The sequence below is a fragment of the Serratia sp. PL7 genome (assembly GCF_945957435.1).
Genome location: NZ_CAMFLB010000001.1, coordinates 2,810,041 through 2,829,166, shown reverse-complemented (window position 1 = coordinate 2,829,166; position 19,126 = coordinate 2,810,041). Strand labels below are relative to the sequence as shown.

Annotated in this window: 16 protein-coding genes; 11 read left to right on the top strand and 5 right to left on the bottom strand. The window is 60.2% G+C overall.

The window, feature by feature from the left end:
* Nucleotides 1-9 precede the first annotated feature (9 nt).
* The 5 genes from phoB (at nt 10) to proY (ending at nt 6,299) form a co-directional block, all read left to right on the top strand.
* On the top strand, nt 10-699 hold the full coding sequence (phoB, locus tag N6G83_RS13765; protein ID WP_004940438.1) for a phosphate response regulator transcription factor PhoB: 690 nt from the start codon (nt 10-12) through the stop codon (nt 697-699).
* Nucleotides 700-723: 24 nt separating this feature from the next.
* The gene (gene phoR / locus N6G83_RS13760) at nt 724-2,040 is read left to right on the top strand and encodes a phosphate regulon sensor histidine kinase PhoR (protein WP_025301740.1); all 1,317 of its coding nucleotides are present in this window, start codon (nt 724-726) and stop codon (nt 2,038-2,040) included.
* Between the two features lie 14 nt (nt 2,041-2,054).
* Nucleotides 2,055-3,017 carry a PstS family phosphate ABC transporter substrate-binding protein gene (locus N6G83_RS13755; protein WP_025301741.1) on the top strand — a complete coding sequence of 321 codons (963 nt, stop codon included), beginning with the start codon at nt 2,055-2,057 and terminating at the stop codon, nt 3,015-3,017.
* Nucleotides 3,018-3,502: 485 nt separating this feature from the next.
* Complete coding sequence (gene brnQ, locus N6G83_RS13750; RefSeq protein ID WP_025301742.1) at nt 3,503-4,819, top strand: branched-chain amino acid transport system II carrier protein; 1,317 nt, start codon at nt 3,503-3,505, stop codon at nt 4,817-4,819.
* Nucleotides 4,820-4,892: 73 nt separating this feature from the next.
* On the top strand, nt 4,893-6,299 hold the full coding sequence (proY, locus tag N6G83_RS13745; RefSeq protein ID WP_025301743.1) for a proline-specific permease ProY: 1,407 nt from the start codon (nt 4,893-4,895) through the stop codon (nt 6,297-6,299).
* A 32-nt stretch (nt 6,300-6,331) separates the two neighbouring features.
* Here proY and N6G83_RS13740 read toward each other — a convergent pair whose 3' ends face one another.
* Both N6G83_RS13740 and N6G83_RS13735 read right to left on the bottom strand, forming a co-directional pair.
* Nucleotides 6,332-6,595, bottom strand: a complete 264-nt coding sequence (locus N6G83_RS13740; RefSeq protein WP_089180595.1) for a hypothetical protein — start codon at nt 6,593-6,595, stop codon at nt 6,332-6,334.
* A 132-nt stretch (nt 6,596-6,727) separates the two neighbouring features.
* Nucleotides 6,728-7,984, bottom strand: a complete 1,257-nt coding sequence (locus N6G83_RS13735) for a mechanosensitive ion channel family protein (RefSeq protein WP_167324876.1) — start codon at nt 7,982-7,984, stop codon at nt 6,728-6,730.
* Between the two features lie 247 nt (nt 7,985-8,231).
* Here N6G83_RS13735 and malZ point away from each other — a divergent pair, with 247 nt between their 5' ends.
* Entirely contained in the window at nt 8,232-10,055 is a 1,824-nt protein-coding gene (gene malZ / locus N6G83_RS13730) for a maltodextrin glucosidase (RefSeq protein ID WP_260515504.1), read from the top strand.
* Between the two features lie 53 nt (nt 10,056-10,108).
* Here the strand turns inward: malZ and ggt are convergent, their stop codons facing one another.
* The 3 genes from ggt to N6G83_RS13715 all read right to left on the bottom strand — a co-directional run bounded on the left by ggt (nt 10,109) and on the right by N6G83_RS13715 (nt 13,520).
* Nucleotides 10,109-11,872, bottom strand: a complete 1,764-nt coding sequence (gene ggt, locus N6G83_RS13725; protein ID WP_049206203.1) for a gamma-glutamyltransferase — start codon at nt 11,870-11,872, stop codon at nt 10,109-10,111.
* A gap of 234 nt (nt 11,873-12,106) precedes the next feature.
* On the bottom strand, nt 12,107-12,709 hold the full coding sequence (locus tag N6G83_RS13720; RefSeq protein ID WP_004940403.1) for a peroxiredoxin C: 603 nt from the start codon (nt 12,707-12,709) through the stop codon (nt 12,107-12,109).
* Nucleotides 12,710-12,938: 229 nt separating this feature from the next.
* Nucleotides 12,939-13,520 (bottom strand): ACP phosphodiesterase, encoded by a 582-nt coding sequence (locus tag N6G83_RS13715; protein WP_025301748.1) that lies wholly within the window; start codon nt 13,518-13,520, stop codon nt 12,939-12,941.
* A gap of 120 nt (nt 13,521-13,640) precedes the next feature.
* Between N6G83_RS13715 and queA the strand changes: the two genes are divergently transcribed.
* The 5 genes from queA to secF all read left to right on the top strand — a co-directional run bounded on the left by queA (nt 13,641) and on the right by secF (nt 19,125).
* Nucleotides 13,641-14,711 (top strand): tRNA preQ1(34) S-adenosylmethionine ribosyltransferase-isomerase QueA, encoded by a 1,071-nt coding sequence (gene queA / locus N6G83_RS13710; RefSeq protein WP_260515502.1) that lies wholly within the window; start codon nt 13,641-13,643, stop codon nt 14,709-14,711.
* 72 nt (nt 14,712-14,783) lie between these two features.
* The gene (tgt, locus tag N6G83_RS13705) at nt 14,784-15,908 is read left to right on the top strand and encodes a tRNA guanosine(34) transglycosylase Tgt (protein ID WP_213928235.1); all 1,125 of its coding nucleotides are present in this window, start codon (nt 14,784-14,786) and stop codon (nt 15,906-15,908) included.
* 33 nt (nt 15,909-15,941) lie between these two features.
* A complete protein-coding gene (yajC, locus tag N6G83_RS13700) occupies nt 15,942-16,274 on the top strand; it encodes a preprotein translocase subunit YajC (protein WP_004940391.1) in 333 nt (110 codons plus the stop codon).
* 24 nt (nt 16,275-16,298) lie between these two features.
* Nucleotides 16,299-18,146, top strand: a complete 1,848-nt coding sequence (secD, locus tag N6G83_RS13695) for a protein translocase subunit SecD (protein WP_004940390.1) — start codon at nt 16,299-16,301, stop codon at nt 18,144-18,146.
* A gap of 10 nt (nt 18,147-18,156) precedes the next feature.
* Nucleotides 18,157-19,125 carry a protein translocase subunit SecF gene (gene secF, locus N6G83_RS13690; RefSeq protein ID WP_004940389.1) on the top strand — a complete coding sequence of 323 codons (969 nt, stop codon included), beginning with the start codon at nt 18,157-18,159 and terminating at the stop codon, nt 19,123-19,125.
* Nucleotide 19,126: the final 1 nt, after the last annotated feature.

The window sequence follows — 19,126 nt, the reverse complement described above, 5'->3', positions numbered from 1 at the left end:
GGATTGACGATGGCAAGACGCATACTGGTGGTGGAAGACGAAGCGCCGATCCGTGAGATGGTGTGCTTTGTGTTGGAACAAAATGGTTACCAACCGTTGGAAGCCGAGGATTATGACAGCGCCGTGACGCGTCTGTCTGAGCCGTTCCCTGATTTGGTGTTGCTTGACTGGATGTTGCCCGGCGGTTCCGGCATTCAGTTTATCAAACATATGAAGCGCGAAGCGCTGACCCGCGATATTCCGGTCATGATGCTGACCGCGCGCGGGGAAGAGGAAGACCGCGTGCGCGGCCTGGAAGTGGGGGCGGATGATTACATTACCAAGCCGTTCTCGCCCAAGGAGCTGGTGGCGCGCATCAAGGCGGTCATGCGCCGCATTTCACCGATGGCGGTGGAAGAAGTGATTGAAATGCAAGGCCTGAGCCTGGACCCGTCCTCCCACCGCGTGATGGCGAACGATCAGGCGTTGGACATGGGGCCGACCGAGTTCAAGCTGCTGCACTTCTTTATGACCCACCCGGAGCGGGTTTATAGCCGTGAGCAGTTGCTTAATCACGTCTGGGGCACTAACGTTTATGTGGAAGACCGTACCGTTGACGTGCATATCCGTCGGCTCCGCAAAGCGTTAGAAACCAGTGGGCATGATAAAATGGTTCAAACCGTTCGGGGCACCGGCTACCGGTTCTCAACGCGCTACTGATCGCGCTGCGCTGGAGAATATGCCGTGTTAGAACGTCTGTCGTGGAAGAGGCTGGCTCTGGAGCTGGCTCTTTTTTGTTTGCCCGCCTTGCTGCTGGGGCTGATTTTCGGTTATCTGCCCTGGTTTCTGCTGGCCTCCGCGCTGGCTGCGCTGGTGTGGAATTTCTACAACCAGCTCAAACTCTCCCATTGGCTGTGGATTGACCGCAGCATGACGCCGCCGCCCGGCCGCTGGAGCTGGGAACCGCTGTTCTATGGCCTGTATCAGATGCAGCAGCGCAATCGCCGCCGACGGCGCGAGCTGGCGCTGCTGATCAAGCGCTTTCGCAGCGGGGCCGAATCGTTGCCTGACGCGGTGGTGATGACCACCGTCGAGGGCAATATCTTCTGGTGCAACGGGCTGGCGCAGCATCTGCTCGGCTTTCGCTGGCCAGAAGACAATGGCCAGCACATCCTCAACCTGCTGCGCTATCCGGAATTCAGCCACTACTTGCAACAGCAGGAGTTTTCACGCCCGCTGACGCTGCAGCTGAACAACGAACACTACGTCGAATTTCGCGTGATGCCGTATTCCGAAGGGCAACTGCTGATGGTGGCGCGCGACGTCACCCAGATGCGCCAGCTGGAGGGCGCGCGGCGCAACTTCTTCGCCAACGTCAGCCATGAGCTGCGCACGCCGCTGACGGTGCTGCAGGGCTACCTGGAGATGATGGGCGACGAAGAGCAGGACGGTTCGCTGCGCAGCAAGGCGCTCGGCACCATGCAAGAGCAGACCCGCCGGATGGACGGGCTGGTCAAGCAACTGCTGACACTGTCGCGCATCGAGGCGGCGCCCAATGTCGACATGAACGAGCGCGTGGATATCCCGCTGATGCTGCGGGTGTTGCAGCGCGAGGCGCAGTCGCTGAGCGGCGGCAATCACGAGATCACCTTCCGGGTTAACGAGCAGCTCAACGTGTTCGGTAATGAAGATCAGTTGCGCAGCGCGGTGTCTAACCTGGTGTACAACGCGGTCAACCACACGCCGAAGGGTACCCACATCGAAGTGAGCTGGCAGCAGACGGCGCACGGCGCGCAGTTCCAGGTCAGCGACAACGGGCCGGGCATCGCCGCCGAGCACCTGCCGCGCCTGACCGAGCGTTTTTACCGCGTCGACAAGGCCCGTTCGCGCCAGACCGGCGGCAGCGGGCTGGGGCTGGCGATTGTCAAACACGCGCTCAGCCATCACGATGCGCGGCTGGAGATCCTCAGCGAACCAGGGATCGGCACCCGCTTTATCTTTACCTTACCCAATCGGTTGATTGTTCCCGCCGCTTTATCAGAGAATGCGGTGAAAAATTAACGCGAGACACCGGTATGACCCGAATAACCCGAGGGCTGTTGCTTTGCCTGGCGCTGCTGGCCGGGCGCGGCGCGCTGGCGCAGCCCGACGGCATGCTGGCGGGCAACCTGTCCAGCGTCGGTTCCGACACCCTGGCGAATCTGATGGCGCTATGGGCGCAGGATTTCAGCCAGCATTATCCCAACGTTAACCTGCAGATCCAGGCCGCCGGATCGTCGACCGCGCCGACCGCGTTGGCGGCGGGCGCCGCGCAGCTGGGCCCGATGAGCCGGCCGATGAAGGCCGCCGAGGTTTCGGCGTTCGAACACCGTTACGGCTATGCGCCGCTGGCGGTGCCGGTAGCAGTGGATGCGCTGGTGGTGTTAGTGCATCAGGACAACCCGCTGCGCGGCCTCAATCTGCAGCAGCTCGATCGCATTTTCTCCGCCACCCGGCGCTGCGGCGAAAGCAAACCGCTGACGCGCTGGGGCGAGCTGGGGCTGAGTGGTGACTGGGCGACGCGTTCGCTGCAGCGTTTCGGCCGCAACTCGGCGTCCGGCACCTACGGCTATTTCAAACTGCGTGCGCTGTGCGGCGGCGATTTTATGCCGCGCGTCAATGAGCTGCCCGGTTCAGCCTCGGTGGTGCAGGCGGTGGCCGGTTCGCTCAACGGCATCGGCTACGCCAGCATCGGTTTTCGCGCCAGCGGCGTGCGGCTGCTGCCGTTGGCGGAGTCGGGAGAGGACTATGTTGCCCCTACCGCCGCCAACGTGCGCAACGATCGCTACCCGCTGTCGCGCTATCTGTATATCTACATCAACAAAGCCCCTAATCAACCGCTGGAGCCGCTGACCGCCGCGTTCCTCGACCGCGTGCTGTCGACTGCCGGGCAGAGCCTGGTCAATCACGACGGCTATCTGCCGCTGCCGCCGGGCGCCCTGCAGAAGACCCGTCAGGCGCTTGGGTTGCCACCGCTCGCGCCGGCCATGATGAAATAACCGACAAAATGCGACGTAATTTTCGCCTTTTTTCACGGCCAAACGAAGCTCGTGCCACGCGAAAATCGGGCTTATATTGGCGTTTTCGCGCGGTAAAGTGATATATGCTTCACGTTTCGTGAATCTGCTGTTCAAAAATGATACAAATCATGTAGTGTATATTTATTGATAGCCAATATGATCGACTGGTGGCTAAAGTTTATATGGTCGATAGCTCTGCTTTTCGCCGTGCGTCTTGCCTTGAAGCGCTATAAACGTTTACCTTAGCCCTCGTTGTCGGATTAAACCTCCATTTTTATAACTCCTAAAATTTTGCCCATCTTCATGAGCGGCCACTTTCGAATAGGGACATAAACGCCGGATCGACTGCGTTTAGGGTGCTTATTTGGCGCTGCAACGTTAGGGCATGCCGGCAACCGGGTGGGGCGTTACGCCACCACGCTATCGGACCATTTTTTTCATTTGAACAGGCAACACGACATCGTATGAGTCATCGTTTAACGTCAAAAGATATCCTGGCACTGGGTTTCATGACCTTTGCCTTATTCGTTGGGGCCGGGAACATCATCTTCCCGCCGATGGTCGGCTTGCAGTCCGGTGAACACGTCTGGACCGCAGCGCTGGGCTTCCTGATCACCGCCGTGGGTCTGCCGGTCATCACCGTCATTGCGTTGGCGCGCGTCGGCGGCGGCATCGACGCCCTCAGTTCGCCGATCGGCCGCGGCGCCGGCCTGCTGCTGGCGACCGTCTGCTACCTGGCCGTCGGCCCGCTGTTCGCCACGCCGCGCACCGCCACCGTATCCTTTGAAGTGGGCATTGCCCCGCTGACCGGCGACGGCACCATGCCGCTGTTCATCTATAGCCTGGTGTACTTCGCGCTAGTGATCGGCATCTCCCTGTATCCGGGCCGTCTGCTCGATACCGTCGGCCACGTGCTGGCGCCGCTGAAGATCGTGGCGCTGGCCGTACTGGGCATCGCCGCGCTGCTGTGGCCTGCCGGCGCGCCGATCCCGGCGACGGCGGCTTACCAGAGCGTGCCTTTCTCCTCTGGCTTCGTTAACGGCTATCTGACCATGGATACGCTGGGGGCGCTGGTATTCGGTATCGTTATCGTCAACGCGGCGCGTTCACGCGGCGTGAAAGACGCCGGTCTGTTGACTCGTTACACCATTCTGGCCGGTTTGATCGCCGGCGTGGGCCTGACGCTGGTTTACCTGAGCCTGTTCAAGCTGGGCTCCGGCAGCGGCGCGCTGGTGCCTGACGCCACCAACGGCGCGGTGATCCTGCACGCTTACGTTCAGAACACCTTCGGCGGTTTGGGCAGCTTCTTCCTGGCGGCGCTGATCTTCATCGCCTGCATGGTGACCGCGGTAGGCCTGACCTGCGCCTGCGCCGAGTTCTTCGCGCAATATCTGCCGTTCTCGTACAAGACGCTGGTGTTTATCCTGGGCCTGTTCTCGATGGTGGTGTCCAACCTCGGCCTGAGCCACCTGATCCAGATCTCCATTCCGGTGCTGACCGCGATTTACCCGCCGTGCATCGTGCTGGTGGTGCTGAGCTTCACCCTGCGTTGGTGGCACAGCGCGCCGCGCATCATCGCGCCGGTGATGCTTGTCAGCCTGTTGTTTGGTATCCTTGACGCGGTGAAAGCGTCCAGCTTCCAGCAGCTGCTGCCGGCCTGGACCACTCACCTGCCGCTGGCGGAGCAGGGGTTGGCATGGTTGCCGCCTTCGCTGCTGATGCTGGCGCTGGTCGCGATTTATGATCGGGTGTGCACGCGTTCCCAAGTGACCGCGCACTGATAATCCCCCGGCTTAATCTAGGGCCACGGACATGTCCGTGGCTTTTTTACGTTTAAAACTATGGGTCATTTTCATGCAACAACAGTCACCCACCACTGTCCCCGACAATAAGCTGAAACGCGGCCTCAGCACGCGTCATATCCGCTTTATGGCGTTGGGGTCAGCCATCGGCACCGGGTTGTTCTACGGCTCGGCGGACGCCATCAAAATGGCCGGCCCGAGCGTGCTGCTGGCTTACCTGATCGGCGGCATCGTGGCCTTCATCATCATGCGCGCATTGGGGGAGATGTCGGTCAACAACCCGCAGGCCAGCTCATTTTCCCGCTACGCGCAGGACTACCTCGGCCCGATGGCGGGTTACATCACCGGCTGGACCTACTGCTTTGAAATCCTGATTGTCGCCATCGCCGACGTGACCGCCTTCGGCATCTATATGGGGGTCTGGTTCCCGGAAGTGCCGCACTGGATCTGGGTGCTGAGCGTGGTGCTGATCATTGGCGCCATCAACCTGATGAGCGTCAAGGTGTTCGGCGAGCTGGAATTCTGGTTCTCGTTCTTCAAGGTCGCCACCATCATCATCATGATCGCGGCCGGTATCGGCATCATCATCTGGGGTATCGGCAACGGCGGGCAACCGACCGGTATTCATAACCTGTGGTCGAACGGCGGCTTCTTCAGCAACGGCTTTATCGGCATGATCCTGTCGCTGCAGCTGGTGATGTTCGCTTACGGCGGCATTGAAATCATCGGCATCACCGCCGGCGAAGCCAAAGATCCGAAAAAATCGATACCCAAAGCCATCAACTCGGTGCCGTGGCGCATTCTGGTGTTCTACGTCGGCACGCTGTTCGTCATTATGTCTATCTACCCGTGGAACCAGGTGGGTACCAACGGCAGCCCGTTCGTGCTGACTTTCCAGCATATGGGCATCACCGTGGCGGCAGGCATCCTCAACTTCGTGGTGATTACCGCGTCGCTGTCGGCGATTAACAGCGACGTGTTCGGCGTCGGCCGCATGCTGCACGGCATGGCCGAACAGGGCCACGCGCCGAAGATGTTCAGCAAGGTGTCGAAGCGCGGCATTCCTTGGGTGACGGTAGTGGTGATGATGTTGGCGCTGCTGCTGGCGGTATACCTCAACTACATCATGCCGGAGAGCGTGTTCCTGGTGATCGCCTCCCTGGCGACCTTCGCCACCGTGTGGGTGTGGATCATGATCCTGTTCTCGCAAATTGCCTTCCGCCGCAGCCTGAGCAAAGAGCAGGTGAAACAGCTGGCGTTCCCACTGCGCGGTGGGGTATTCACCTCGGTGGTGGCGATCGTGTTCCTGGTGTTCATCATCGGTCTGATCGGTTACTTCCCGACCACGCGTGTCTCGTTGTACGCCGGCCTGGTTTGGGTGGTGTTGCTGTTGGCGGGGTACTGGTTCAAGGTCAACCATCAGAAAAAACGCGCGCCGTTGGCGACGCAGCAAGACTAAATGGAAAAACACCGGCTGAGGCCGGTGTTTTTTTAGCGTTGGTCTTCCACTTCATCCTCTCCGGCGGCGCGCGCTTCGATGCGTACGCCGCCGTCGTTCAGCCGTTCCTCTTCTTCCTCGCCGGCGCAGCGCGCCAGCACTTCGCGAATGTCCTGCAGGTTGCTGCTGAGTGCACTCAGCGAAGGTTGCAGATTGCGGGGCATGCGGCTTTCATCCAGCGACGCGCTGTGCAGGCAGCCGATAAACAGCAGGGTGGCCAGCAGGGTAAACAGCCGGTGACGTAACCGTTTCAGCAAGGGCTTTCCCTCTCGGTAGTGAAGGTGATGGCGCATTAACGCCGTTTTCGCCGGGGAAAAGAAGGGGATGGAGATATCTGCTGGTAATTGAAAGAGAATAATTACCAGCAGACACAGTTACGTCAGCCGACGTCAGGAAGCGTTCGCGCTTTGTTGCAGCATGCCGCGCAGGTCATTGCCGGTTGGCGTTTGATGCACGCGCAGGCCGAACTCGTCGATCACCGCCAGGATATGGTCGAAAATATCCGCCTGAATGCTTTCGTACTCCGCCCAGACCGTGGTGTTGGTAAAGGCGTAGATTTCCAGCGGCAGGCCCTCCGGCGTTGGCGCCAGCTGGCGCACCATCAGCGTCATATTCTGGTGAATGCGCGGGTGAGCGCGCAGGTAGGCTTCCAGATAGGCGCGCAGCGTGCCGAGGTTGGTCAGGCGGCGGCCGTTGAGCGGCGAGGCCAGATCGACGGCGATCTCCTGGTTGTGCTGGCTCAGCTCCTGGGTCTTGACGTTCAGGTAGCTGTGCAGCAGCGGGTTGCGCTGCAGGCTGCGCTGTTCCTCTTCTGACAGGAAGTGCACGCTGCCGGTGTCGATATTCAGGCTGCGCTTGATGCGGCGCCCGCCGGATTCCGACATTGACCGCCAGTTTTTGAACGAGTCGGAGATCAGTGCGTAGGTGGGAATGGTAGTGACGGTGTTGTCCCAGTTACGCACTTTGACCGTGGTCAGGCCGATGTCGGTGACCGCGCCGTCGGCGCCGTATTTCGGCATTTCCAGCCAGTCGCCGATCTTCAGCATATCGTTGGCGGAGAGCTGAATGCCGGCCACCAGCCCGAGGATCGGATCCTTGAACACCAACATCAAGACCGCGGTCATGGCACCCAGGCCGCTGAGCAGCAGCAGCGGCGATTTGCCCATCAGCAACGAAACGATCATGATGCCGATCAGGATCGCCGCCACCAGTTTCAGGCCCTGGAAAATGCCGCGCAGCGGCAGCTGATTGGCGATCGGACTTTGGCGCAGCAGCGCCAGCAGCGTATCCAGCAGCGAGAACAGCGACAGCAGGGTGAAGGCGAGGATCCACACCTGCGCGGCGGTGACGATCACCGCCTGGGTTTGGCTGCCGCTCTGCAACCACAGCGTCGCCTGGATGCTGATGATCACCCCTTGCAGCAGCAGCGCCACGCGCTGGAACAGTTTGTATTGGGTGATGGCCTGTTGCCAGACGCGCTGCGATTGCTGGCCGCGGCGCTGAAGGGCGGCCAACACCACCCGGTGCAGCACCAGGTGGATCACCACCGAGATCAGGACAATCAACCCCAATACCATCAACAGCGACATCACTCCGCCGAATTCCAAACCAAACTGTTCCAGCCAGCGCGTTATCTGTTGTTGCATTACCGCTCCTTAAAAAATGCGCAAAAAATATCCTGTAAGCTCAAAACGCGTTAGCCTAAGGGGTAACGTGAAGGATTTGTGCCTGTTTACCTTTTTTTACATCGAGTTAGCGTTATTTTTCGGTCTCCGCCCCCCGGCTCATCCCTGGGTTTTGCGGCCAGAGAGGAGGGGGAGTTGCACTTAACGTGGCATTGTTCGCTTCTTGAAGAACGCCGTCGATTTCGTTTGGTACAGCAGGAGAAACAGTATGCTTAACGCCTGGCATCAACCGGTCCCGCCTTTTGTGGTGAAGCAAGGGCAACGTTTGGATATCACGCTGTGGTTACAGGGGGATGAACTGCCGGAACGGGTGTTTTTGCGCGCCGAACCGGACAACGAAGAGTGGCTGCTGGTGATGAAAGCGCAGCGCTACGAGGGGATGCGGCGCTACCAGGCCAGCCTGACGCTGAATGAGGGCGAGCCGACGCGGCGTTACTGCTTCAAGCTGCTGTGGGCCGATCGCCAGCAGTGGTTCGGCCCGCAGGGCTGGTCGCCAACGCCGCCGGGCCAGCTGGCGCAGTTCGCCGTCGACGAGCCCGACCATGGCCCCGAGTGGGTGGCGGATCAGCTGTTCTACCAGATTTTCCCCGATCGCTTCGCCAGCAGCGGCGGCGAGCACGGCATCCAAAGCGGCAGCTACCGCCATCACGCGGCCGGTGCCGAGGTGATTCGGCGCGACTGGCAGCATCCGCTGGAGGATCGTCACGCCGCCTCGACCTTTTACGGCGGCGATCTGGACGGCATCTGCGCCAAACTGCCGTATTTGCAGCAGCTGGGCGTGACGGCGCTGTATCTGAACCCGATTTTTACCGCGCCGAGCGTACATAAGTACGATACCGAGGACTATTACCAGGTCGATCCGCACTTCGGCGGCAACGCGGCGCTGCAGCGTTTGCGAGTGAGCACTCACAAGGTGGGCATGAAACTGGTGCTGGACGGGGTCTTCAACCACACCGGTGACTCGCATCCATGGTTCGACCGCCATCGTCAGGGCGAAAACGGCGCCTGTCACCATCCCGATTCGCCGTATCGCGGCTGGTTCAACTTTTACCCGGACGGCCGCGCGCTCGACTGGAAGGGCAACGCCAGCCTGCCGAAGCTCAACTTCGCCGAGCCGCAGGTGGCGGAAGCGATCTATCGCGGGGAAGGCAGCGTGGTGCGCCACTGGCTGCGCCCGCCGTACAGCATCGACGGTTGGCGGCTGGACGTGGTGCACATGCTGGGGGAGAACGGCGGTGCCACCGGCAACCTGCACCACCTGGCTGGCATCTATCAGGCGGTGAAGCAGGAGAATCCGCAGGCCTACGTATTGGGCGAACACTTCGGCGACGCGCGCCGCTGGCTGCACGCCGGCGTGGAGGATGCGGCGATGAACTACATGGGCTTTGCGCTGCCAGTGCGGGCGTTCTTGGCGGGGCTGGACGTGGCCTATCACCCGGTGCGGCTGGACGCCGCCGGGTGCGCGCAGTGGATGGACGGCTACCGCGCGGGGCTGCCGCACGGCCGCCAGCTGATCCAGTTCAATCAGATGGACAGCCACGATACCGCGCGTTTCCTCACGCTGTTGCAGGGGAACGCGGCGCGCATGCAGATGGCGGCGGTGTGGTTGCTGAGCTGGATCGGCGTGCCTTGTCTCTATTACGGCGATGAGATTGGCCTGGACGGCGGCAACGATCCGTTCTGCCGCAAGCCGTTCCCGTGGGACGTCGGTGACTGGGAGCGGCCGCTGCTGGCGCTGTTCCAGCGTATGGCGGCGCTGCGTAAACAGAGCGTGGCATTGCGCCGCGGCGGCTGTCAGGTGCTGTACGCCAGCGGAGAAACGCTGGTGTTCGTGCGTCTGTATCAGCAGGAGCAGGTGTTGGTGGCGCTGCAGCGCGACGGCAGCGGCCAGGCGCAGCTGCCGCACAACCCGCTGTTGGCCCGCGGCCCGTGGCGGCGTGTGGAAGGGCGGGGAGAGTTGAGCGAAAAGGCCGGCGGGCTGCGCCTGCAGCTGGCGGAAGAGTCGGCCACCGTGTGGCGGTATGAAGGCTAAGGGAACTGCGGGGGCCGTAAGGCCCCCGCGATCAAGGTGAGTAGGCGTTTACATCAGTAACCGACCGCGGAGCCTGCCGGGCGACGCACGTCGTTGGCGCCGTACAGGTAACCTTCGCGCACTTTGCCGGAAACCGCCGAATCGTTGCCGGAGTTGGCCGGGCTGACGCCCGCCGCGCCCGGCAAACCGACCAGAATCAGTTCGGCGGCGCCCCACGGCGTTTGCTCGACCATCTTATAGCCCATGCCGCTCAGCAGCTTCAGCGTATCGGCGGAAACGCCGCGCTGTTCGTAGTACACCTCATCCGGCAACCATTGGTGATGGATGCGCGGTGCGTCCACCGCTTCCTGCGGCGCCATACCGTGGTCGATCACGTTCAACGCGGTCTGCAGGGTAATGGTGATGATGCGTGAGCCGCCCGGCGAGCCCAGCACCATAAAGATCTTGTTGTCCTTGGTCACCAGCGTCGGGCTCATCGACGATAGTGGGCGCTTACCGGGGGCAATGCTGTTGGCGGTGCCTTGCACCAGCCCGTACAGGTTTTTCTCGCCCACTTTCACCGTGAAGTCGTCCATCTCGTCGTTGAGGAAGAAGCCGGTGCCCGGTGCGATCACCACGGCGCCGAAGCGGCCGTTGACGGTATAGGTGGTGGAGACCGCGTTGCCGTCGTGGTCGACGATCGAATAATGGGTGGTTTCCGGCTTCTCATGCGGTTCCATGCCGGGCTGTACGTTTTCCGACGGCGTGGCCTTGTCCGCGACGATTTTCTTGCGGATCTGCTCGGCGTAGCTCTTGCTCACCAGCCGGTCGATCGGGTTCTTGATGAATTCCGGGTCGCCGAGGTAGGTGTTGCGATCCATGTAGGCATGGCGCATCGCTTCGGTCATGGTGTGAATGGCCGCCGCCGAGTTGAAGCCCATGCTTTTCAGGTCATAGCCTTCCACCACGTTGAGGATTTCGCACAGCGTGACGCCACCGGAGCTGGGAGGCGGCGCCGACACGAACTTGTAGCCGCGATAGCTGCAGGTGATCGGCGGCGTTTCGGTGACCTTGTAGTCGGCGAAGTCGGCGGCGGTCAAAATGCCGCCGCCCTGTTTGGCCGCCGCCTCCACCGCCTGTGGGATCTTGCCTTTGTAGAAGGCGTCGGTTCCCCCTTTGGCGATGGCTTCCAGCGTATTGGCCAGATCGGTTTGCACCAGTTTGTCCCCCGGCTGCAGCGGGCTGCCGTCCGGGCGCAGGAAGATTTTGGCCGACTCGGGATCCTGTTTGAAGCGCGCGACGGTGGTGTCGAGGATATCGGTATCGGCGCGGGTCAGCACAAAGCCTTCGCGCGCCAGCCTGATCGCCGGCGCCAGCACCTGTTCTCGGCTCAGTTTGCCGTACTTCTCACGCGCGGTTTCCATCCCCAGCACGGTGCCCGGCACGCCCGCCGCCAGATAGCCGTACAGGCTGGCGTCTTTCTTCACCTTGCCGTCGGCATCCAGATACATGTTGGCGCTGGCCGCCGCCGGCGCAGTTTCGCGGAAGTTGATGAAGGTATCGGTACCGTCCGCCAGGTGGACGGTCATAAAGCCGCCGCCGCCGATGTTGCCGCAGCAGGGGTTCACCACCGCTTGCGCATAGCCGACCGCCACGGCGGCGTCGATGGCGTTGCCGCCCATCTTCAGGATATCCACCCCGACCTGCGAAGCCAGATGCTGCGAGGTGACCACCATGCCGTTTTTGGCTTCCACCGCTGGGTTGGATGCCGCATACAGGCTGCCGCTGACCAGCAGCGCCGCCATGGTCAGGGGTTTGCTCCATTTCTGTAAAAACATAGTTATTCCTACCCTGTCAGTTTTTTATTGTGTTGTGTTTGCTTGCCGCTGTTCGCTTGCAAAGCGCGAGCCAGCGTTATTGATAGTAGCCGCAGATGGGCATTCACGCGGCGAACTGGGCGGGAAATGTGAGCGGAAACAGGGAAATAAAGCACTGAAGGCGGGCGGTCTGCCCCAAAAAGGGGCATAAAAAAACCGGCCGCGTGGGCCGGTTGATTCACTATCAGGCTGAAATTACAGCTTGGCAGCGTTTTCAGACAGGTATTTTGCCACGCCGTCTGGGGAAGCGCCCATACCTGCTTTGCCTTTTTCCCACTGAGCCGGGCACACTTCACCGTGCTCTTCGTGGAATTGCAGCGCGTCAACGGTACGGATCATTTCGTCGATGTTACGGCCGATTGGCAGGTCGTTAACAACCTGAGCACGCACGATGCCGTCTTTGTCGATCAGGAAGGAGCCGCGCAGCGCAACGCCAGCTTCCGGGTGTTCGATGCCGTAAGCTTTCTGGATTTCACGCTTAACGTCAGCAACCATTGCGTATTTCACTTCACCGATGCCGCCTTTGTCGACAGGGGTTTTACGCCATGCGTTGTGGACGAATTCTGAGTCGAAGGAAACGCCAACCACTTCAACGCCACGCTTCTGGAACTCTTCATAGCGGTGATCGAAAGCGATCAGCTCGGAAGGGCATACGAAGGTGAAGTCCATTGGCCAGAAGAACAGCACGGCTGGTTTGCCGTTCAGGTGCTTCTTCAGGTTGAAGTTTTCAACGATTTCGCCGCTACCCAGTACGGCAGCTGCAGTGAAGTCAGGGGCTTGACGAGTTACCAGGACCATAATTACTCCTGTAATAGGTGTTAAAGGGTGGATGTAAAAACAAGGGCCAGTATAGGGGCCACGACTTGGCGAATAAAGGGCAAAAGACCAATCGATGAGATAGCTTTTACCTATTAAATTCATTAATTAAATTTGACAGGCTTTAAAAATAACCTTTTCCCACAAAAGGGCAAGCGGCAAAGCGTAAATTCTTGCAAGGCGCTGCAATTTCAAACGCTTGAGCTTGACCTCAGAGCGTTTTTTCCTTCGCCTGCTGCATCATTTGCGGATAAAACTGCCAGAATTGTGTTTCAAGCTGATGATAGTGTCGCTCGACGTCGGCGAACGAGCCTGCCAGGGCATCGAGGCGCGGACGGCGGCTGGCCATGCCCTGCAATACCCGGGCGATGAACGGCAATTCGGCGTAGCGTTCCAGCCAGCGTTCCGGCCACAGATAGCCGTTCAGGTTCTGAAAGCGTGGCGGCGTGAGCGGCAGGTAAGGTTCGATCTGGCTGCGGGCTTCCTGGGTAAACTGGTGCAGGTCGCGTGAGGGCTCCAACTGCTGCCAGTGGCGCGCCAAAAAATGGTCCCACACCACGTCGAGGGTGATCGGCGCCACGCGGCGGTAGGGGGCGCTGAAATAGTCGCGGCAGGCTTTGACCTGAGGCAGGCTGTCGGTCAGCACGTCGACGCGACGGTGCATCATGATGCCGGCCACCACGTCGGGCTGGTAGTCGGCGGCGGGGTTGCCACGCACGAAATCGGCCAGCAGGTTGCCCAGCAGCGAGCTGTCCGCCAACATGGCCAAATGAAGATGAGCGAGAAAATTCATCCCTCAACTATACCCGAAGTCAGGCAAATCCTCCTTATTTCTTGCCGCTGACCGCCCCCGGCTTTAGACTAGGCCGCCTGTTTTTTACCAACCAGCCCTAAATTGAAGAAGTGAATACCCATGCGCGTCGCTGATTTTTCGTTTGAACTTCCCGAATCCCTGATTGCCCACTATCCCCAGGCCGAGCGCAGCGCATGCCGCCTGCTGCAGCTGGACGGGCCGAGCGGGGCGCTGACGCACGGCGTATTCACCGATCTGCTGGATAAGCTGGAAGCCGGCGACCTGCTGGTGTTCAACAATACCCGCGTGATCCCGGCGCGCATGTTCGGCCGCAAGGTCAGCGGCGGCAAGATAGAAGTGCTGGTGGAGCGCGTGCTGGACGACCATCGCGTGCTGGCGCACGTGCGTGCGTCGAAAGCGCCTAAGCCGGGCGCCGAGCTGCTGCTGGGGGATGACGAGAGCATCGCCGCCACCATGGTGGCGCGCCACGAGACGCTGTTCGAACTGCGCTTCAACGACGAACGCGACGTATTCACCCTTCTTAACGCAGCCGGCCACATGCCGCTGCCGCCTTATATCGCCCGCCCGGATGAAGACGCCGACCGCGAGCTGTATCAGACGGTCTACAGCGAGAAACCGGGGGCGGTCGCCGCGCCGACCGCCGGCCTGCACTTCGACGAACCCTTGCTGGCGGCGCTGCGCGCCAAAGGCGTGGAAATGGCGTTCGTGACGCTGCACGTCGGCGCCGGCACCTTCCAGCCGGTGCGCGTGGAAACCATCGAAGATCACGTGATGCACGCCGAATACGCCGAAGTGCCGCAGAACGTGGTCGATGCCGTGCTGGCCTGCAAGGCGCGCGGCAAACGCGTCGTGGCGGTAGGCACCACCTCGGTGCGCTCGCTGGAAAGCGCCGCGGCGGCCAGCAAAGAGGCGCTGATTGCGCCGTTCTTCGGCGATACCAGCATCTTTATCTATCCGGGCTATCACTACCAGGTGATCGACGCGCTGGTGACCAATTTCCACCTGCCGGAATCGACCCTGATCATGCTGGTATCGGCCTTCGCCGGCTATAAAAATACCATGAACGCCTATCAGCAGGCGGTGGCCGAGCAGTATCGCTTTTTCAGCTACGGCGATGCGATGTTCATCAGCCGTAACCCGCAGGCGGAAAACGAGTCCGTCGGCGGCTAATTTCCCGGGCTGTGCCCACGGCGCGGCCCCGTTTCAACGACATCAGACTGTTTCTCTGATGCTGGAGGCTTTGTGAAGTACGAATTAGACACTACCGATGGCCGCGCGCGTCGCGGCCGCCTGATCTTCGACCGCGGCGTGGTGGAAACCCCGGCCTTTATGCCGGTCGGTACCTACGGCACGGTCAAGGGCATGACGCCGGAAGAAGTGAAAGAGACCGGCGCGCAGATCCTGCTGGGCAACACCTTCCACCTGTGGCTGCGCCCTGGCCAGGAGATCATGAAGCTGCACGGCGATCTGCATGATTTCATGCAGTGGCCGGGCCCGATCCTCACCGACTCCGGCGGTTTTCAGGTGTTCAGCCTGGGGGCGATGCGCAAGATCAAAGAGGAAGGCGTGTACTTCCGCAACCCGATCAACGGCGACAAGGTGTTCCTGAGCCCGGAAAAATCGATGGAAATCCAGTATGACCTGGGTTCCGACATCGTGATGATCTTCGACGAATGCACGCCGTACCCGGCCGACTGGGACTACGCCAAGCGTTCGATGGAAATGTCGCTGCGTTGGGCGCAGCGCAGCCGCCAGCGTTTCGACGAGCTGGAAAATAAAAATGCGCTGTTCGGCATCATTCAGGGCGGCGTTTACGAAGATTTACGTGATGTTTCAGTAAAAGGGCTGGTGGATATCGGCTTTGATGGGTACGCTGTGGGCGGCTTGGCTGTAGGCGAGCCGAAAGAGGATATGCATCGCATTCTTGAACACGTTTGCCCGCAAATTCCGGAAGATAAGCCACGCTATTTGATGGGCGTCGGCAAGCCGGAAGATTTGGTGGAAGGCGTGCGCCGCGGCATCGACATGTTCGACTGCGTCATGCCGACCCGCAACGCCCGCAACGGCCATTTGTTCGTGACTGACGGTGTGGTAAAAATCCGTAATGCCAAGCACAAGGATGATACTTCTCCGCTGGATAAGGACTGTGATTGCTACACGTGTCGCCATTACAGCCGCGCCTACTTGCACCATCTCGACCGTTGCAACGAAATATTGGGTGCTCGACTGAACACAATTCATAACCTGCGTCACTACCAGCGCCTGATGGCGGGTTTACGCCAGGCTATCGAAGAGGGTAAATTAGAGCAGTTTGTTGCGGATTTCTATGGTCGGATCGGCAAGCCGATTCCGCCTTTAAACGCTTGATCTAATAATTGATAACTTAATGAGGGAATTTCAATGAGCTTTTTCATTTCTGACGCCGTCGCATCCGCAGGGGCTCCGGCTCAGGGAAGCCCGTACTCTCTGATCATTATGCTGGTGGTGTTCGGCCTGATCTTCTACTTCATGATCCTGCGCCCACAGCAGAAACGCGCGAAAGATCACAAGAAGCTGATGGACTCCATCGGTAAAGGCGACGAAGTGCTGACCACCGGCGGCCTGATCGGTCGTGTGACCAAAGTGGCCGACACCGGCATCATCGCCATCGCGCTGAACGACACCACGGAAGTGATGATCAAGCGTGACTTCGTGGCGGCCGTTCTGCCGAAAGGTACCATGAAGGCCCTGTAATCTTTTTTCCCGAAGGGAATTGCCGTGCTAAACCGTTATCCTTTGTGGAAGTATCTGATGTTGATCGTCGTGATCCTCGTCGGTCTGCTTTATGCGCTTCCCAACATCTACGGTGAGGATCCGGCCGTACAAATCACTGGCGCGCGCGGTGTCGCCGCCAGTGAAACTACGCTGGACCAGGTCCGTACCGTATTAGAAAAAGACAACATCGCGAGCAAGTCGATTGCGCTGGAAAATGGCGCTATCCTGGCTCGCTTTAAAGATCCTGACGTTCAGCTGCGCGCCCGCGAAGCGCTGGTGACCGAGCTGGGTGACAAATTCGTCGTGGCGCTGAACCTGGCGCCGGCCACGCCGACCTGGCTGGCCATGCTGGGCGCAGAACCGATGAAACTCGGCCTGGACCTGCGCGGCGGCGTGCACTTCCTGATGGAAGTGGACATGGACACCGCGTTGAGCAAGCTGCAGGAACAGACCATGGATACCCTGCGCAGCGAGCTGCGCGAGAAGGGCATTCCTTACGCGTCTATCCGCAAGCTGGACAACAACGGCGTGGAAGTTCGCTTCCGTGACGATGCGGCTCGCGACCAGGCCATCAGCTACATCGGCCCGCGTCAGCGCGATCTGGTGCTGTCCGCCAACGGCGCCAACACCATGAAAGCGAACCTGACGGACGCCCGTCTGAGCGAAGCGCGCGAATACGCCGTCCAGCAGAACATCACTATCCTGCGTAACCGCGTCAACCAGCTCGGCGTCGCCGAACCGCTGGTGCAGCGCCAGGGCGCCGACCGCATCGTGGTCGAGCTGCCGGGCATTCAGGACACCGCGCGTGCCAAAGAAATTCTGGGCGCCACCGCGACCCTGGAGTTCCGTCTGGTGAACACCAATGCGGACGCCACTGCGGCGGCCAACGGCCGCGTGCCGGGCGATTCCGAGGTGAAATATACCCGCGATGGCCAGCCGATCGTGCTGTACAAGCGCGTGATCCTGACCGGTGACCACATCACCGACTCCACCTCGAGCACCGACGAATACAACCAGCCGCAGGTTAACATCTCGCTGGATAGCGCCGGCGGCACGTCGATGTCCAACTTCACCAAGGACAACATCGGCAAGCCGATGGCGACCCTGTTCGTGGAGTATAAGGACAGCGGCAAGAAAGACGCCAATGGCCGCGCTGTGCTGGTGAAACAGGAAGAAGTGATCAACGTGGCGAACATTCAGTCGCGTCTGGGCAACAGCTTCCGCATCACCGGTATCGGCAACCCGAACGAAGCGCGTCAGCTTTCGCTGCTGTTGCGTGCGGGTGCGCTGATCGCGCCGATTCAGATCGTTGAAGAGCGCACCATCGGTCCAACCCTGGGTCAGCAGAACATTACCCAAGGTCTGGAAGCCTGTCTGTGGGGCCTGGTGGCGTCCATCGTCTTCATGGTGGTCTGGTACCGTAAGTTCGGCGTGATCGCCACCACGGCGCTGGTCGCCAACCTGGTGCTGATCGTCGGCGTGATGTCCCTGTTGCCGGGGGCGACGCTGACCATGCCGGGCATTGCCGGGATCGTGTTGACGCTGGCGGTGGCGGTCGACGCCAACGTACTGATTAACGAACGTATCAAGGAAGAGCTGAAGAATGGCAGGTCCGTTCAGCAGGCAATCCATGAGGGCTATAAAGGCGCGTTCTCCAGTATCGTCGACGCCAACATCACCACGCTGATCACCGCGGTCATCCTGTACGCAGTGGGCACCGGTTCGATCAAAGGCTTTGCGATCACCACCGCGATCGGTGTGGCGACGTCCATGTTCACCGCGATTGTCGGTACCCGTGCCATCGTCAACCTGCTTTACGGCGGCAAACGCATTAACAAGCTGTCTATCTGAGGAGTGCGTTGTGGCACAGGATTATACTGTTGAGCAACTCAACTACGGCCGTAAAGTCTACGACTTTATGCGCTGGGACTATTTGGCCTTCGGCATCTCGTTGCTGCTGTTGGTCGCGTCGATCGTCACCATGTCGGTGCGCGGGTTTAACTGGGGTCTGGATTTCACCGGCGGTACGGTGATTGAAATCAACCTGGAGAAGCCGGCTAACCTTGACCTGATGCGCGATACGCTGGAGAAGGCCGGGTTCCAGGATCCGATCATCCAGAACTTCGGCAGCAGCCGCGACGTGATGGTGCGCATGCCACCGGCGACCGGAACCGCAGGCCAGGAACTGGGCAACAAGGTGATCGGCGTGATCAACGACTCGGTGGATAAAAACGCCACCGTGAAGCGCATCGAGTTCGTCGGCCCGAGCGTGGGCAGCGAGCTGGCGCAAACCGGCGGCATGGCGCTGCTGGTGGCGTTGATCTGTATCCTGATCTACGTCGGTTTCCGCTTCGAATGGCGCCTGGCGCTGGGGGCGGTTATCGCGCTGGCGCACGACGTGATCATCACGCTGGGCGTGCTGTCGCTGTTCCACATCGAGATTGACCTGACCATCGTCGCTTCCCTGATGTCGGTTATCGGTTACTCGCTGAACGACAGCATCGTGGTCTCCGACCGTATTCGTGAGAACTTCCGCAAGATCCGCCGCGGTACGCCTTACGAGATCATGAACGTGTCGTTGACCCAGACGCTGAGCCGTACGCTGATGACTTCCGGTACTACCCTGATGGTGGTGCTGATGCTGTACATCTTCGGTGGCGCGATGCTGCAAGGCTTCTCGCTGGCGATGCTGATCGGCGTGTCGATCGGTACCGTTTCCTCCATCTACGTCGCGTCCGCGCTGGCGTTGAAGCTGGGGATGAAACGCGAGCACATGCTGCAGCAAAAAGTGGAAAAAGAGGGCGCGGATCAGCCTTCAATTCTGCCTTAAC

Bases quoted from the DNA above. Each gene is read 5' to 3' on its own strand.
- phoB (WP_004940438.1), top strand. From the start codon at position 10: ATGGCAAGACGCATACTGGTGGTGGAAGACGAAGCGCCGATCCGTGAG.
- N6G83_RS13755 (WP_025301741.1), top strand. From the start codon at position 2,055: ATGACCCGAATAACCCGAGGGCTGTTGCTTTGCCTGGCGCTGCTGGCC.
- brnQ (WP_025301742.1), top strand. From the start codon at position 3,503: ATGAGTCATCGTTTAACGTCAAAAGATATCCTGGCACTGGGTTTCATG.
- proY (WP_025301743.1), top strand. From the start codon at position 4,893: ATGCAACAACAGTCACCCACCACTGTCCCCGACAATAAGCTGAAACGC.
- N6G83_RS13735 (WP_167324876.1), bottom strand. From the start codon at position 7,984: ATGCAACAACAGATAACGCGCTGGCTGGAACAGTTTGGTTTGGAATTC.
- malZ (WP_260515504.1), top strand. From the start codon at position 8,232: ATGCTTAACGCCTGGCATCAACCGGTCCCGCCTTTTGTGGTGAAGCAA.
- ggt (WP_049206203.1), bottom strand. From the start codon at position 11,872: ATGTTTTTACAGAAATGGAGCAAACCCCTGACCATGGCGGCGCTGCTG.
- N6G83_RS13720 (WP_004940403.1), bottom strand. From the start codon at position 12,709: ATGGTCCTGGTAACTCGTCAAGCCCCTGACTTCACTGCAGCTGCCGTA.
- N6G83_RS13715 (WP_025301748.1), bottom strand. From the start codon at position 13,520: ATGAATTTTCTCGCTCATCTTCATTTGGCCATGTTGGCGGACAGCTCG.
- queA (WP_260515502.1), top strand. From the start codon at position 13,641: ATGCGCGTCGCTGATTTTTCGTTTGAACTTCCCGAATCCCTGATTGCC.
- yajC (WP_004940391.1), top strand. From the start codon at position 15,942: ATGAGCTTTTTCATTTCTGACGCCGTCGCATCCGCAGGGGCTCCGGCT.